Here is a 15,254-nt window from a genome sequence, read left to right as displayed (position 1 = left end):
TGCCAAAAACAAGACCATGGCTACAAACAAAATCAACATCAAGACTGTGGCTGTAGAGATATGAATAAACCGTCAGATAGGAATCATCAATGCAATTGTTCCCATAACCAAAAGGAAAATAATGAACGCAAACAGTGCCGGAATTCTGGATGTTTGTTTAGATGTAGATGTTGGTAACTTTCAAAGGGGGGTAATTCTAGCTATTTAGGTACTTCCCTTTTTTTGAAAATTAAGTTTGTTAAGTTGCCGTTAAGATTCTGTTAAATACCTACGCTTTTATCCTTATCCTTTATAAAATAAATGAAAGGCTAAGGAGGTAAGCTAATGAGGAAAAAAATGAGCCCCGAGCAACATCTTGAGTTTTTCATTTCAATGGTTGAAAAAGACATACAACATTATAATATGCAGGAAGAAGCAGTGAATGAATGTATTCAAATGTCTATACCTTCGTTAAACAAAACAGAAACCTCCTTCTTAAAAAGAATGCGCGAAGAATACAAACAAAAAGCAATTGAGCAAACATTGGTCCTGAAAGAGTTAAAAAAAACGGTTACCATATATCAAATCATGCAAAAAGAAGCGTAACACATTTAATAAAATTATGAAGAAACAAATATCCCAATGTTATTCAGTTGGGATATTTGTTTTGTAAACTTGTTTAGCCAAAGGAGGCAATAAGGTCGGGAACAACATTTATCAAACGTAAATTTGAATTGAAATATGTAGAATTCTCGGCAGTTGGACATAGTAATTAATAAGATTTTATGATAGCATTTAAAGCACTGTAGAAAAAGGAAGTGGATTTACATGATAAGTATTACTGTTCCAAAACCAGACGTTACGATTACCAAGCAAGACAATCCAGAGTTAAGCAATATTTATGGATTTACTGATTTTCATCTTATCCCTCGTGATAAGGGTGGAATTTTCATGTTTTATAACAAGGATAAAGAGCTTTTGTTTGTAGGAAAAGCAAGGAAGCTGCGCCCAAGAATTAAAAAGCATTTTGAAGATAATGTATCGCCTATGAAACCTCATCGAGATGAAGTGACGAAGATTCAAGTTTGTGTGATTGATGACCCGGTACATAGAGAAATTTATGAAACGTTCATCATTAATGAATCCAAGTCAAAGTACAATGTTGATAAGGTGTTTTTTAGATAAAGTAAAAGCAAGGAAAGGCATTAGGTATAGACCTATTGCCTTTTTACTTTTTATGAATGGTTTACGCTTCTCTTCGAACCTCTTTGTAACTCGACTTCACTTTTTAGCCCTTTTCGTAATGAGAAGCACATGACGATCAGGATAATGGCAAAGGGGAGCGCTGCTGCGATAGATGCAGTTTGCAAGACGTTCAAACCGCCGGCTAAAAGCAAGACAGCAGCTAAAGCGGATTGAATGACCCCCCAAGTCATTTTAATTTTATTGGAAGGATTTAAGGTTCCACCTTCACTGAGCATACCCAATACAAAGGTGGCGGTATCGGCAACAGTTATATAATATATGGCGACGACAGCAAACCCCAAAATACTTAACAAGGAGCTTAATGGCAGATAATCGAAAAATGTAAAGATAGCCAATGAAACATTTTCGGTAATATGTTTGGCCAGACCTTGATTCGCTGGGTTTTGAACGAGTTCAAGCGCGGAACCGCCAAAGATAGACATCCAAAGGCATGTTCCAAGTGTGGGAACGACCAATACGCCGATTACAAATTCCCTTACCGTTCTTCCTTTTGATACTCTGGCAATAAACATACCGACAAAGGGTGCCCATGCAATCCACCAGGCCCAATAAAAAAGTGTCCAGGATGCAATCCATTCCCCTTCGCCAAATGGTTTTAGCCTTAAACTCATATGGATAAAGTCACTAATATAGAGGCCGGTGGTATTAAAGAATACCTTAATGATAGTCAAGGTTGGACCAACCATTAAAATCAGCAGCATAATCGCAAATGATAAAATCATTGCTGCATTGGATAAATATTGAATTCCTTTCTCTAAGCCTGTATTGATGGAGATAATAAAAATGATGGTTGCCACAACAATCACGATTAGCTGAACGAATAACTCATTGGGAACACCGAATAAGTCATGCATTCCGGCCGTCACTTGCATCGCGCCAAGACCTAAGGATGTTGCGATTCCAAAGACGGTTGCAAAAATAGATAGGATATCAATTGTTTTTCCAATCGGTCCGTAAATCCGGTCACCTAATATTGGATGAAATGCAGAACTAATGGCTGCAGGCAGCTTTTTGTTATATTGAAAAAAAGCAAGCGCTAAGCCGATTACCGTATAGATGGCCCATGGGTCCAATCCCCAATGGAAAAATGTATATTTCATTGCGATATTGGCTGCGTCAATCGTGTAACCTTCCCCATAGGGAGGTTTGGTGTAATGGGTGACGGGTTCGGCCACACTCCAGTAGACAATCCCGATTCCCATTCCAGCACCAAACAACATCGCAAGCCAAGAGGCTGTGTTAAAATCAGGGCGATCGGTTTTTTTACCGAGTCGAATATCACCGTATTTTGAAAAAAGTAAATAAATCGAGAAAATCACAAAGAATAAGGTGGAAGCCAGATATACCCAGCCAAGGTAATCAATCGACCCATTATAGATGATATCGGTGACTTTCGTGAGATTTTCTGTAAAAAATACACCCCAGATAATAAATATCAGAGTAAGTAATAGTGAAATGATAAAAACGCTGTTATTGCCTTTATTTTTGCTGGTCATAGAAACCTCCTAGTAATGTTTTTTGTTCAATATAATAGTAAGTATTTGGAGGTCATTCACTTATCCAGGAGACTATAGACGAATTCCCACTTTTCGGTGTTCATTAACTCTTCCTGCGGCACTTCTATCCCGCCGCCTAGATAAACCGTATGACCTTTCACGGCGACCACCATTGCTTCAACGATTTCATTCCTGTCATTGTTTTTATAAATGTCTCCTATTGTTGGCAAAGGTTCGTTGTTTACATGTTGGGACGGAATGTCTTGAAGGGTATCAACTTCTCCACCTTCACTATTTTGATAATCGATTGGGTGGCTGTCAGAAGCACGACCAGGTAACATTAATAAATACTCGTTGTGTTTAATTCCGTGCGAATTACTAGTAATGACGCCTTGTTTATCAACGGATTCAACTACATCGATTTCATTTAACGAATATGTATCTAAGGAATCAGGCATAGGATTATGGATTAAAAGATAATCTCCTACTTCAGCTTTTCGATCCTTATTGAGCGTATAAGCCTTATGATTGAAGATAAAGCTGTCAAGTTCCTTTGGCTTGTATTTTTCTACGCTTGCAGCATTGGTTATATGCTGTGTCATATCCCTTAGCTTGATCAGATGAACGGATAGCTTATACATTGGTTTAACCCCATATACCCTGTGTAATTCGTTGTTATAATATACAAATTGTCCTTTTCTTACTTGATACAGTTTCACAAATCAATCTCCCTTCAGTGCTTTTATTAGTAGGATGTCTTATTTTTGGAAAAAAATTACGCTTGGAAAAGGAGGATGAAAAATTGGATAGTTATATCTATACGTACGTCAGTTTTGAAGATGAACGTTCATTAAGGGATTTAGAAATGCGTTCCTTGTTTGGTTCAGAATCGGAAACGAATATTTTAGAAAGTAATGTAAAAATAGATCCTAGTCGAAGTCCGTTTATAAAGGATAGAATTGCGGTAATTTTTGAGGGAGAAAGCTTTCAGGAGCTTCTTGAGAAAGTGGCAGCATTTGAGGTTATCGGAGAAACGTTTAAAGTGATTTATGTGAAAAGTGGGGATGAATCATTTGAGAGCCGGCGAAAAATCGAGAGAGAAGTGGGATTAAAAATTAATGGGGTTGGTGATATTGAAAACCCAGAGCGTTTGTTTGCTGTGAGGAATGTCAACGGCAGATGGGTTTTCGGGGACTATGTGAAAGGTGAGTCTGTATGGTTTCGCCATCAACAGAAGCCGCATCAATACTCGACAGCGCTAAGTACCCGTGTGGCAAGGGCGGTAGTGAATATTGCCATACCGGACCCAAACAGGATAAAGGCAATTGATCCTTGCTGCGGCATCGGGACTGTACTCGTCGAGGCACTGTCGATGGGGATTGATATGGTTGGGAGCGATTATAACCCTGTTATTCTTGCAGGGACAAGGGAGAATATTGCCCATTTTGGGTATTCTACAGAAGTGAAGTTTATAGATATGCGTGAAATCAGCAAACATTATGACGTTGCGATTATCGATTTACCCTATAACCTATGCTCCGTCATCTCGCCTGAAGAGCAGCTCGAAATGCTCCAAAGTGCACGACGATTTGCAGATAAAGTTGTCGTGGTAACGGTTGAACCGATTGATCAGATCCTTATCAAAGCAGGATTTACAATTGTGGATCGGGCGGTTGCGAAAAAAGGGACATTTTCTCGTGAAGTGATTGTGGGAAAGTAAAAGCAGGGAGTAGCCAAATGAAAACAATCGTGAAAAATAGTTAAAGCCTATTCTCTAGCAGAATAGGCTTTTGGTTTATTAAAAGTAGGATTGTAGGATAGAAAAGTTATCTTTTATTGACCCATCGTAAACCTGATGTGCAATGCGGATGGGCATCGGCTTGTAATCTTTTGTATTCCTTTTCTAAATCTGGAAGAGACAAGTGTAAAAGACTGGTATTATCGATTTTATAGACACCATAAGTAATTAGTTTATTTGTTAATTCCCTGCGTCTTTTCTCTTCATCATACCTAACGACTTTACTCATATACTATCTCCCCTATCCATTTGATTTACTTAAAAGGTTTTATCCTAAGGTCAGTTTATATAATTATTTCTTAATTACATCATAAAACAAATTAATCCGATTTGTCAAGTAGGAATTAAAATGCATGTCAACAAGATTTTGAAATTTCGAACAAAAAAGTAAGAAACTGGATGAAACCCATGTGCGTAAAAAGGGGCTTTCCAGAAAGTAGGTAACTGACCTTTCCTTCTTTGTTAAAACAACTGGATGCTTTCGATTTAAATGGGAAGGATTTGCATACTCGCGGGATTGGGGAAAATATTAGAGATGTAAAGCTGCTCGGCGTATCGCTTGATAAACCTGTTGTCGGTGGAAGTGATACCCATCATTTTATGCAATATGGATCCGTATACACGGTTCTTTATCAGCCATGCACGAATATTAGAGAGTTAAAGAGTGCTATTTTAAATAGACAATTCACGTGGGAAGTGGCAGATGATTTGCATGATCGAGTATCCGAAGCGAACCGCTTAAAAGGGATTTTAAAGAAGAAGTTAGAAGTTTAAAAAGTTGCTTGATTACATAACCAATCTTTACATTAATTTTACAACTATTCAATAAAATCAACAAATCCCTTTGCTACTATAGTAATAGTGTCAAAAAACGCGCAATATATAAAAAACTGGGGGAAATAAAATGAAGCGTAAAAGTAAGCTAAATATGTTCAGTAGGATGATGCTAGCAGGAAGTATCCTGTTAACAGGCGTTCCATTTAATGTTCAAAATGTGAGTGCTGAATCGGGAATTCCGAATACGATTGACATCAAAAAAATCGCAGGGTATAGCATCGGACAAACCAATGAAGACGGCGGGGTCGCTGAAATTGTTAAATACAATTCGGACAACCAAAAGTTTTACGTCATTAATGGCTATGGACAAACTCTTGATATTGTTAGTCTGAATGGGTTAACATCTTCCGACACTGAGCAAACGCTTCAAAAAGAAAAATCTATTGATATTGCAGCTGCGGTGAACACAGATACGTTTACATACGGTGACTTAACGAGCATCGAAATAAATACGTCTAATGATACGATTGTGGCAGCTGTTCAAGATGTGGATTATACCAAAGGTGGAAAAATTGTTGTCATGAATTATGATGGCGACATCAAAAAAACATACGATGCAGGTGTCCAGCCGGATATGGTTAAACTAACACCTGATGCGAAGTACATTCTATCGGCAAATGAAGCAGAACCTCGCCTCGGACTTGAAGGGGTGGACCCGGAAGGATCGGTTACGATTGTTGAAGTGGAAACAGGGAACGTAACCCAAGTGAAATTTACGGATGAAACTGTTATTGATAATAAGGTTCATATTCGGAATAAAGGAACAAAAGCAGACGCTGTCCGGGATTTGGAACCAGAATTCATTGCTGTTTCTAACGATAGCACGAAAGCATTTGTAACGCTTCAAGAGAACAATGCGATTGCCACCATTGATATCAAAGCAGGCAAAGTGTTGTCTGTAAAGTCGCTTGGATATAAGGACCATTCTTTAGAAGTAAATAAACTGGATGCGGCTAGAAATGACAAGATTGAACTCGAAAAGCTGCCTATTTTAGGAGCTTATATGCCTGATTCCGTTGCCTATGTAAACATTAGCGGTACTGATTATCTGCTTACGGCTAATGAAGGGGATGCCACTGAATGGCCAGAGGAAGGGTCAACTTTTATCAATGTAGCTGAATTTATAGATGAAAAGGATAAGATTACATTAAACACTGATCTTTTTAAAGGTATGACAGCGGATGAAGCACAAGCTGCATTTGATAAAATGAAAAATTCAAAGGATTATAATAAACTTGAAGTCCTAACCGATCGGGGAACGGATGCGATTTATACATTAGGCGGTCGTTCGTTCTCGATTTGGAAGGCCGACACCATGGAGCTTGTCTATGATAGTGGCAGTGATTTCGAAGATATTACGGCCGAGCGTTATCCGACCGTGTTTAACTGGTCAAATGATGATAATAAATTGGAAAAACGCAGTGCGAAAAAAGGACCGGAGCCAGAAGATGTTAAAGTTGGCATGATTGGCGATCAGGTATATGCATTTATTGGACTTGAGAGAATTGGCGGGTTTATAACTTATAATATTTCAAATCCACAAAATGCTCAGTTTGCTAACTATCTTAACAGCAGGGATTTCTCTGCAGCGATTGCAGGGGATGTATCACCAGAAGGACTTGAATTTATTGCTGCAGAGGTAAGTCCAACCGGTCGTCCGCTCATCTTAGTCGGAAACGAAGTAAGTGGAACGGTGTCTGTGAATGAAGTTCAAGTTAGTCCAATTGTACGAATTTCCGGAATCACGCTCGATCAAACGCAAGCAAGTCTTAAAGTTGGCGAAACCGTAACATTACGTGTTGCTATTCAACCGGCTGATGCAACAGAGGATAAGGTAGTTACTTGGACAAGCTCTGATGAAAAAGTGGCTACCGTGACCAGTAATGGATTGGTAACGGCGATCGGTGCTGGAAGTGTAACGATTACTGTTCAAACGAAGAATGGAGCGCACACAGTTACAGCCAACATTACTGTTACTCAACCAACTCCACCGGTTAAGGAAAAATATAGCGAGTATCAGGAATTAGACAAGAGCATCCTTAATAAGGATGGAGACATTGTATTTGATTACACTTCTTATCCGCAATTGAGTTTAGAATTAAATCCTGCTAAAGTCAAAGATATTTTAAATACCCATCCAAATGCAAAAATAAAAATCAATAAAGGTGATATTGAGGTTGATTTGCCGTTAGCTCTATTTAAAGATTTAGATCAAAAGTTAACCATCAAAATAGTACCAAAGTCAGTTAAGGATGCAATCGGTCCAGTCTATGACTTCTCAATCCAAGCGGAAGATGGAAAGATGATTGATAAATTTGAAAGCAATAAAGTTACATTGAAATTTAAGCTTGATCCATCAAAGGTTAAAGATTGGAAAAATGTAGTAGTATACTTTATTAACGAAAATGGTAAAATGGCTGAGAAAATTATTCCGGTTAAATATGATTCAAAGAATGGATATATTTGGGCAGAAGTCAGTCATTTTAGCACGTATGGAGTATTTGAAGTAGCTTCTTCAGAAAATAAACCTTCAGTTCCAGTGGCCAATTCTACTAATAACCATTCTGGACATGAACTGCCTAATACAGCGACAAACCATTTTAATCTCTTAGTGATGGGATTCCTTCTTGTGATCGTTGGCGGGGGAATCGTATTCTATCAAAAAAGAAGAGCAGCATAACTAAAAAAACCATCCTGCACAATACTGAGCAGGATGTTTTTTTGTTCGATTATATTCGTGCCCGCACCAGCTCGTTTTAGTGGATTAAGGTAACGAATAGAAGTTATTCGTGCCCGTACCGGCTCGTTTTAGTGGATCAAGGTAACGAATAGAAGCTATTCGTGCCCGTACCGGCTCGTTTTAGTGAATCAAGGTAACGAATAGAAGCTTTTCGTGATCCTCCACAGCTCGATTTTGCAGTTTAAGGTAATGAATAAGTTTGATGCTATAAAAAGACCAGATTCCACGTTCAGAATCTGATCTCTTAAAAAATATTATGCTAGTCTCATTTTAAAATCTTGATAACCAAATTTTTGGACGACTTGGCAATCGCCGTCTTTATCTTGAACCGCAATCGCTGGAAGCGGCATACCGTTAAAGGTTGTGTTTTTAACCATTGTGTAAATGGCCATATCGCCAAATACTAATCGATCACCGCTCTTTAGCGGCTGGTCAAACGAATAATCGCCAATCACATCGCCTGTTAGGCAGGTTTGTCCGCCAAGACGATATGTATGTGGCTTTTCACCTGCTTCACCTGATCCAAAAAGAGGCGGGCGGTAAGGCATTTCCAATACATCCGGCATATGGCAGGTGGCAGAGGTATCAAGAATCGCAATCTCCATGCCGTTTTCATGTAAATCAAGAACGGATGTAATTAGGTAACCTGCATTTAGCGCAATCGCTTCGCCTGGCTCAAGGTATACTTCTAATCCGTAGTTTTCTTGCATTCTTTTAATGCAAGCTTCTAGTCTTGGAATATCGTAATCTTCTCTAGTTATATGGTGACCGCCGCCAAAGTTGATCCATTCCATTTGATGAAGATATTCGCCAAACTTTTCTTCAACCGCATTCAGCGTGGTTTCTAAATCATCCGAGTTTTGCTGACAAAGAGTATGGAAATGAAGCCCAGAAACACCTTCAAGCAAATCAGGACGGAAATGCTTTAACGTTACACCAAATCTGGAACCTGGCGAACATGGGTCATAAATGGCATGCCCAATTTGGGTGGAGCATTCAGGATTGATGCGCAAGCCAACTTTTCGGCCCGCTTGAAGTGCTTTGTCTTTAAACTTCTCCAACTGTGAGAAGGAATTAAAGATAATATGATCACAAATTGAGATAATCTCATCTATTTCATCGTCACGGTAGGCAGGGGCAAAGACATGATTCTCTTTGCCCATTTCTTCGTAGCCTAGACGTGCTTCATACAAGCCGCTCGCTGTTGTACCGCTTAAATATTGTCCAATGAGGGGATACATTGTTGTCATCGAAAAGGCTTTTTGTGCTAAAACAATCTTTGCTCCGGTACGCTGCATAACACCGTTTAGGATTTTAAGATTTTTTTCAATTAGCTCTTTATCGACTACATAGCACGGTGTAGGTAGTTCTTCGAACCGCATTTTTATTTAACTAACTCCGGTTCATGTGCTTCTTCAGGCAATGCATCAACAAGAACTGGATTAAAATCTTCTACCCATGGAAGTCCCCATTTGTTTAACTCTTCCATGAATGGATCTGGATTGAATTCCTCGATGTTGAATACGCCTGGTTTATTCCATTTGCCCGTTAAGATCATTGCTGCACCGATCATGGCAGGAACGCCTGTTGTATAAGAAATCGCTTGAGAGCCAACTTCACGATAGCATTCTTGGTGGTCACAAATGTTGTAAACGTAATAAGTCTTATCTTTCCCATCCTTTTTACCTTTGAAGATACAGCCAATGTTTGTTTTACCAACTGTACGTGGTCCAAGTGATGCTGGATCTGGTAATACGGCCTTTAAAAATTGTAGTGGGATGATTTGCTTTCCTTCGAACTCAATTGGCTCGATGGAAGTCATTCCTACATTTTCAAGTGCTTTAAGATGAGTAATATAGCTTTGACCAAATGTCATGAAGAAACGAATACGCTTGATTCCTGGGATGTTTTCCTTAAGAGATTCAAGTTCTTCGTGGTAAAGCAAGTACATGTCTTTTTGGCCAACTTCAGCGAAGTTATATTCGCGTTTGATTTCCATTGGCTCCGTTTCGATCCATTCACCGTTTTCCCAGTATCTTCCGTTAGCAGAAACTTCACGGATATTGATTTCAGGGTTAAAGTTAGTAGCGAACGGGTAGCCGTGGTCGCCACCATTACAATCAAGAATATCGATATATTCGATTTCATCAAAATAATGCTTTAATGCATAAGCAGAGAATACCCCTGTTACACCTGGGTCAAAGCCGCTTCCTAAAAGAGCTGTAATGCCAGCTTTTTCAAAGCGCTCCTTGTAGTCCCATTGCCATTTGTATTCAAATTTAGCCGTATCTTCTGGCTCGTAGTTCGCTGTATCCATGTAGTGTGTTTTTGTTGCAAGACAAGCATCCATAATTGTTAAGTCTTGATATGGCAGGGCTAAGTTCATTACGATATCTGGTTTTACTTCATTGATTAATGCAATTAATTCATCCACATTATCAGCATCTACTTGTGCAGTAGTGATTTTTGTTTTGGTTGTGCCATCTAATTTTGCCTTTAAGTCATCACATTTTGATTTTGTACGGCTCGCAATACAAATTTCTTCAAAAACTTCACTGTTTTGAACACATTTATGAATTGCTACTGAAGCAACGCCACCGGCGCCAATAATAAGTGCTTTTCCCATTTTTCCTATCTCCCAACTAAAATAGATTTTTTCCAACAAAAAAAAGCAAGTGGAAAACGCATCGACGCGCACAACACTTGCTTTAGATATAATCATTCATATTAAAAGGCATACGGATGACTGAAGTCATACGTCTCCTATAAAAGTCCTAAGACCATAGGTAAGAAAGCTCTTTTAATATTCAAAATATATCATAATAGGATCAGAGTCTATATAGCAAATAATTACTTTTACCACTCTTATTGACCGTTTCACAAGTTGTGTGCTTATGCACTGGTTGTAAAGTAACCAACTTATAAAATTTGAGCTTTTAACTCAATCAATAAGGCAACTAAAGTTGCCAATCGGCATTTGACCCGGCTGTCCGTATGGCCTTAACTTCTTCTTTAGGAAGTGGTCAAAATATTATCTGCTTGGAAAGACTCGACATAGATTGAATATTAGCTTTCCAATTAGCTATTTCATATTATCAATATATTTTAAGAATAGCAATAGTGATTTTAAAAAAATATTTTCCTTTTTTTGTTTTTTTTGAAGAGCCTTGTCCAAGGAGAAACAAAGCATGAGACGAGCAAGTTTTTAGAGGGAAAATTACTGGTTTCTATATAATATAAGACAAAAACAAAAGAAGGTGCATAGTTGAACAAAAAAAGTTTTACCCACCTTTGAAAGGGGAAAAGTATGAATCAAATATTATTAATAATTGATGCGCAACAAGAATTAATGGATGGGAATCAAGTTGAAAGTGCCGTCTTTCATTTCAAACCCAGCACTGTATAGATAGTGCAGTTAGAACAGCCACTATTAGTGGTTTCGATGTTACATTAGTCGGTGATGGACATTCAACAACCGACAATGATATTTTAAGTACCGAACAGATTATAAACCATCATAATAAAACGCTTCATGGACATTACAATGTTGAACATTTTTCAATTGTCAGGAATGCAGAGGAAGACCTATTCCTTCCGACACATGATTCATATAGGTGAGATTTTAATTTAAATAGATAAAAGAACAGGAAATTCCTGTTCTTTTATTGATTAAGTAAAATTTTCTCTAGTATCTGTGCATTTTCTTTATCTAAGGTTCCAAACCCTTCTTTTTCATTGTTACTAATTATGGTTGCCGTATCATTACTTTGATTGAACCAAATCTGGTATGTGAATAATCGTTCAGGCATATTCTCATCATACTCAAAAAATAAGGTTGCCTTTACATTTTCTTTTCTAGCCATTTTAGGCTCTACATTCGGTTCCCATTTAATGTGTTCAAATGATTTTCTTACAACCTCTAACGACTCCACATCCGTAATCATTACAGCTTCTTCATAGCTTTCATCTGCCTTAACCACTTCAACATCTACTCTAGTAAGCTGATTTAAATTAACCTCTTTCGAACCATTATTTGAACAGCCTATTAGGAACATCAGGAAAACCATACTAATGATAAGGTAGATATTTATTCTTTTTGGCAAAAAATCACCCCCTCTTAACCCAGTATTTCTTTAGAAAGCACCGGATCCGCCACCGCCTCCACTTGTTCCTCCGCTAGAACTTGATCCGCTGTTGCTACTGCTGCTGATTGTTGATTCATTAGCAAAACGGAATTTTGCAGAAGTGTCAGGTCCGATTAAGGCAATGGCGTAGAAGCCGACAGGATGATCATTATCATAATAATCATCCTCCGAAGTAAATGCTTCGATTAATGCATCATGTTTTCGATCAATCTCTTTGCTGCTGATTCCGAGCCCGTATATATAGGTGCGCATCTGATCATCTTCTGACCATTTTTCCCACTCTTCCTGTGATAATTCTTTAAAGCGAATCCTAAATTGCTTCCATTCGTAAGCGATTCGAGCACCTTCCCAGGTTCTTGGTCGGTAGACAATGGCGTAGATGATAACCGTAAGAAACAGTAGAAGTGCCAATAAAAAGGATCCTAAAAGATCATAAATCGGGAAAAGGAACAGAAATGGCAGCAACAACACACTTGAAAAACCAACGAATAATCGATAGCCCGTTTTGTTTTCATAAAGGGAATGGTCTACAACTTCTTGTTTAACGGCTTGTAGCCACTGTGTTTGAAATGAACTGTATTTACCATGATTTAGCTTGTTCATTGTATAGGTTGTTAACTGGCCAAACTTGAAGGTATTTTTTGATCCGATTTTATCAAAAAGAAAATCCAGTAACACATTCTCGTGCTTTAAAGGTGATTTAGGATTGATCCTCTCGAAGCTGTCGGTTGACGTCTTTTTCACATAGCCCTGTCGCACCAAATCAAGCAATCCAGCGGCCATCGCTTGTGGTGGAAGATAGCCATTGTTTGTAAAGAAAATCGTTGCTGGTAAGCTCAAGATTTGCTTTGGTACAGACTGAAACTTACTGCCTTCCCGCATGAAGTCATTTCGCTTGGCTCGTGCTGCCAGCCAATTACTTCCCATTAACACTAGTAAAATAAGTGTAAAAGCGGGAATGCCTATCGTGCTAATCGTGGAAAGTGTTTCTCTTGTTGCAGCATGGGCTGCAGCCTGATCGATAAGTTCTTGCTTCGCCTTCAGGATGTCCTCTTTCATCGGTTTAACTGCGGTTTTAGGTGCAGCCGGAAAAAGACTGACTGGATAGGCAACGCGGATATCCCCGTTGGTACTTTCAGGAACGTAGCCTAATTGAAAAACAGCAGCCCCATCGTCCTGTATGGTTTCAGTGCTATTGGCTGCATCATATCCGAAGGCAATCACATCATCGGTCGGTTTAGGCGGATGAATGGTGATTGTCAGATTTTCGTAAGAGGATTCATTCCTCTCATCGAAAAATGGCCAGTAAAATTGAGCTACATCTTGATAGATCTCCAACCCATTTTCGATCGTGTACTGCAGTTTTACCGTGATGGTTTCATCTGTACCTATACGGTGAACTTTGTAAAGGTCATCCTCTTTTTCAATTTTTAAAGGTTGTCCGTTTTCCGTTGCCGTAAAATGGCTGATGGCTGCTCCCGCTTTGGGAATGACTTCTCGGGTAATCCCGTTAAATTCACCTTCGAATTCATATGTATGGGTTTCTTCTACTAGGACATCTCCATTTTCTTGCAAGAAAGCGTCCATTTTTACATTGGTAATGGAATATTCAACAGCAAAGCTCGGGCTTGGAAAAATAAATAACATGGCAAATAAGAGTAAACTCGTAAACCACTGCTTCGGCATATACGCCACCTACTTTCCTATTAGACTATATACGAAGTAAGAAGAGGGGAGGTTTCATGAATATTCCAAAAAAAAAGGATCCGGCTAGGCCGAATCAACAATAGGGGTCATGAAAAAGGTACAAATTGGCTACCCTCTTCCTATATTCCATACTACCTTTTAATTGTAAATTTACTATTAAGAAATGGTTAAGAGATTATGAATGGTGCCTGTCACCATTTATGCACTTTTTGACAATTATGCATCCAATAATGAATATTTTGGGATTGCTAGTACATACATATATAGAACATTACTCCATGAATATGGCTGGGACGAGGTCGTGGGACAAATACTATGATAACCGTAAGCGAAGAAGAACATTTGCCTACATGATGGATACTTGTGAGAAGGGATTCTCTCCTGCTTTTTCCTTGTTTGTTTTCAACTCTATTTATAACTATAATCAAATTAAAACGCATTAATCATATAGGGAGGCAACAGCGTGAAACGATTAGCGGTTTATTGCGGGTCAAGTTTGGGTGCTTCAGAGGCCTATAAAACAGGCGCGATTCAATTAGGCAAAGAGCTTGCAAAACGGAACATCACATTAGTTTACGGTGGTTCGAGTATCGGCCTGATGGGTGCAGTCGCAGATACCGTTTTACTTGAAGGCGGGCATGCGATAGGTGTGATCCCTAGAGTGTTGGAGGAACGTGAAATCTCACATCGAGGGTTAACAGAGTTGTATAAAGTCGAAACGATGCATGAGCGAAAGGCTAAAATGGTCGAGCTTGCCGATGGGTTTGTCGTCATGCCGGGTGGAACTGGTACGCTAGAGGAATTTTTTGAAGTATTCACCTGGGGGCAAATTGGTTTGCATAAAAAACCATGCGGCCTTCTCAATATTAATCATTATTATGATCCGTTAATCAGCTTATTTGACCATATGATCGACCAAAAATTCTTGCAAGAGAAATTCCGCACGATGGCGATTATTGAGGATGAACCAGCAGCCTTACTCGAAAAATTTTTAACCTATGAGGCACCGTCTATTAAAGCGTTTGATTAACGAAGGTAAACGGAAAGCAGTGAAAATCACTGCTTTTATTTTGTATTTTTTTCTTTAGAAAAGGCTGTTTTCGCAAAGATTGTTGTTAAAATCTTAAAGCCGATTTTAACGTGGTAATAGTTATTTTGCTCCATTGAAGTTAGTTTGCAAGCTCTTTTCTTATTAAATTCAAGCTGTTTTTCTGCGAAAACAAGCTTAATCATTAAATTAATTTTTGTTACAAAAAGCAACAAAGTTTAAGAAAAGAGCCTTAGAA

13 protein-coding genes and 1 pseudogene are annotated in these 15,254 nt (G+C 38.7%); 7 read left to right on the top strand and 7 right to left on the bottom strand.

Annotated features, from left to right (window positions below):
- The first annotated feature begins 324 nt into the window (after window positions 1-324).
- Both V7124_RS15690 and V7124_RS15685 read left to right on the top strand, forming a co-directional pair.
- Window positions 325-585, top strand: a complete 261-nt coding sequence (locus V7124_RS15690; protein WP_335414675.1) for a hypothetical protein — start codon at window positions 325-327, stop codon at window positions 583-585.
- A gap of 222 nt (window positions 586-807) precedes the next feature.
- The gene (locus V7124_RS15685; RefSeq protein ID WP_335414677.1) at window positions 808-1,164 is read left to right on the top strand and encodes a nucleotide excision repair endonuclease; all 357 of its coding nucleotides are present in this window, start codon (window positions 808-810) and stop codon (window positions 1,162-1,164) included.
- 50 nt (window positions 1,165-1,214) lie between these two features.
- Here the strand turns inward: V7124_RS15685 and V7124_RS15680 are convergent, their stop codons facing one another.
- Together V7124_RS15680 and V7124_RS15675 are read right to left on the bottom strand one after the other, a co-directional pair.
- The gene (locus V7124_RS15680) at window positions 1,215-2,741 is read right to left on the bottom strand and encodes a glycine betaine uptake BCCT transporter (protein ID WP_335414681.1); all 1,527 of its coding nucleotides are present in this window, start codon (window positions 2,739-2,741) and stop codon (window positions 1,215-1,217) included.
- Between the two features lie 56 nt (window positions 2,742-2,797).
- Entirely contained in the window at window positions 2,798-3,460 is a 663-nt protein-coding gene (locus V7124_RS15675; protein ID WP_335414684.1) for a hypothetical protein, read from the bottom strand.
- Window positions 3,461-3,543: 83 nt separating this feature from the next.
- On the opposite strand from V7124_RS15675, the gene V7124_RS15670 reads away from it, so the two are divergent.
- Window positions 3,544-4,461: a TRM11 family SAM-dependent methyltransferase gene (locus V7124_RS15670; protein WP_335414687.1), complete on the top strand. Its 918-nt coding sequence runs from the start codon at window positions 3,544-3,546 to the stop codon at window positions 4,459-4,461.
- Window positions 4,462-4,567: 106 nt separating this feature from the next.
- On the opposite strand, the gene V7124_RS15665 is transcribed toward V7124_RS15670, so the two are convergent.
- Window positions 4,568-4,768, bottom strand: a complete 201-nt coding sequence (locus V7124_RS15665; protein WP_335490689.1) for a Fur-regulated basic protein FbpA — start codon at window positions 4,766-4,768, stop codon at window positions 4,568-4,570.
- Between the two features lie 230 nt (window positions 4,769-4,998).
- Between V7124_RS15665 and V7124_RS15660 the strand changes: the two genes are divergently transcribed.
- Together V7124_RS15660 and V7124_RS15655 are read left to right on the top strand one after the other, a co-directional pair.
- The gene (locus tag V7124_RS15660) at window positions 4,999-5,313 is read left to right on the top strand and encodes a PHP-associated domain-containing protein (protein ID WP_335490686.1); all 315 of its coding nucleotides are present in this window, start codon (window positions 4,999-5,001) and stop codon (window positions 5,311-5,313) included.
- Window positions 5,314-5,443: 130 nt separating this feature from the next.
- On the top strand, window positions 5,444-8,056 hold the full coding sequence (locus tag V7124_RS15655) for a choice-of-anchor I family protein (RefSeq protein ID WP_335490683.1): 2,613 nt from the start codon (window positions 5,444-5,446) through the stop codon (window positions 8,054-8,056).
- A gap of 314 nt (window positions 8,057-8,370) precedes the next feature.
- Here V7124_RS15655 and nspC read toward each other — a convergent pair whose 3' ends face one another.
- Together nspC and V7124_RS15645 are read right to left on the bottom strand one after the other, a co-directional pair.
- Window positions 8,371-9,498 (bottom strand): carboxynorspermidine decarboxylase, encoded by a 1,128-nt coding sequence (gene nspC / locus V7124_RS15650; RefSeq protein WP_335490680.1) that lies wholly within the window; start codon window positions 9,496-9,498, stop codon window positions 8,371-8,373.
- A 2-nt stretch (window positions 9,499-9,500) separates the two neighbouring features.
- Entirely contained in the window at window positions 9,501-10,742 is a 1,242-nt protein-coding gene (locus V7124_RS15645) for a saccharopine dehydrogenase family protein (RefSeq protein WP_335412689.1), read from the bottom strand.
- Window positions 10,743-11,503: 761 nt separating this feature from the next.
- On the opposite strand from V7124_RS15645, the pseudogene V7124_RS15640 reads away from it, so the two are divergent.
- Window positions 11,504-11,734 (top strand): annotated as a pseudogene (locus V7124_RS15640) (cysteine hydrolase); the annotation flags it as partial.
- Window positions 11,735-11,778: 44 nt separating this feature from the next.
- Here V7124_RS15640 and V7124_RS15635 read toward each other — a convergent pair.
- Both V7124_RS15635 and V7124_RS15630 read right to left on the bottom strand, forming a co-directional pair.
- The gene (locus V7124_RS15635) at window positions 11,779-12,219 is read right to left on the bottom strand and encodes a hypothetical protein (protein ID WP_335490677.1); all 441 of its coding nucleotides are present in this window, start codon (window positions 12,217-12,219) and stop codon (window positions 11,779-11,781) included.
- 30 nt (window positions 12,220-12,249) lie between these two features.
- Entirely contained in the window at window positions 12,250-13,947 is a 1,698-nt protein-coding gene (locus V7124_RS15630; RefSeq protein ID WP_335490674.1) for a DUF2207 domain-containing protein, read from the bottom strand.
- Window positions 13,948-14,431: 484 nt separating this feature from the next.
- Between V7124_RS15630 and V7124_RS15625 the strand changes: the two genes are divergently transcribed.
- Entirely contained in the window at window positions 14,432-14,998 is a 567-nt protein-coding gene (locus tag V7124_RS15625) for a TIGR00730 family Rossman fold protein (protein WP_335490671.1), read from the top strand.
- Window positions 14,999-15,254: the final 256 nt, after the last annotated feature.

The organism is Neobacillus niacini (assembly GCF_036961885.1).
GTDB lineage: Bacteria > Bacillota > Bacilli > Bacillales > Cytobacillaceae > Neobacillus > Neobacillus niacini_H.
Note: the sequence above shows the minus strand (reverse complement) of the source record. Positions and strands in the feature narration are given on the sequence as shown.

Coding starts and splice junctions, on each gene's coding strand:
- V7124_RS15690 (WP_335414675.1), top strand. CDS start 325: ATGAGGAAAAAAATGAGCCCCGAGCAACATCTTGAGTTTTTCATTTCA.
- V7124_RS15685 (WP_335414677.1), top strand. CDS start 808: ATGATAAGTATTACTGTTCCAAAACCAGACGTTACGATTACCAAGCAA.
- V7124_RS15680 (WP_335414681.1), bottom strand. CDS start 2,741: ATGACCAGCAAAAATAAAGGCAATAACAGCGTTTTTATCATTTCACTA.
- V7124_RS15665 (WP_335490689.1), bottom strand. CDS start 4,768: ATGAGTAAAGTCGTTAGGTATGATGAAGAGAAAAGACGCAGGGAATTA.
- V7124_RS15655 (WP_335490683.1), top strand. CDS start 5,444: ATGAAGCGTAAAAGTAAGCTAAATATGTTCAGTAGGATGATGCTAGCA.
- nspC (WP_335490680.1), bottom strand. CDS start 9,498: ATGCGGTTCGAAGAACTACCTACACCGTGCTATGTAGTCGATAAAGAG.
- V7124_RS15645 (WP_335412689.1), bottom strand. CDS start 10,742: ATGGGAAAAGCACTTATTATTGGCGCCGGTGGCGTTGCTTCAGTAGCA.
- V7124_RS15630 (WP_335490674.1), bottom strand. CDS start 13,947: ATGCCGAAGCAGTGGTTTACGAGTTTACTCTTATTTGCCATGTTATTT.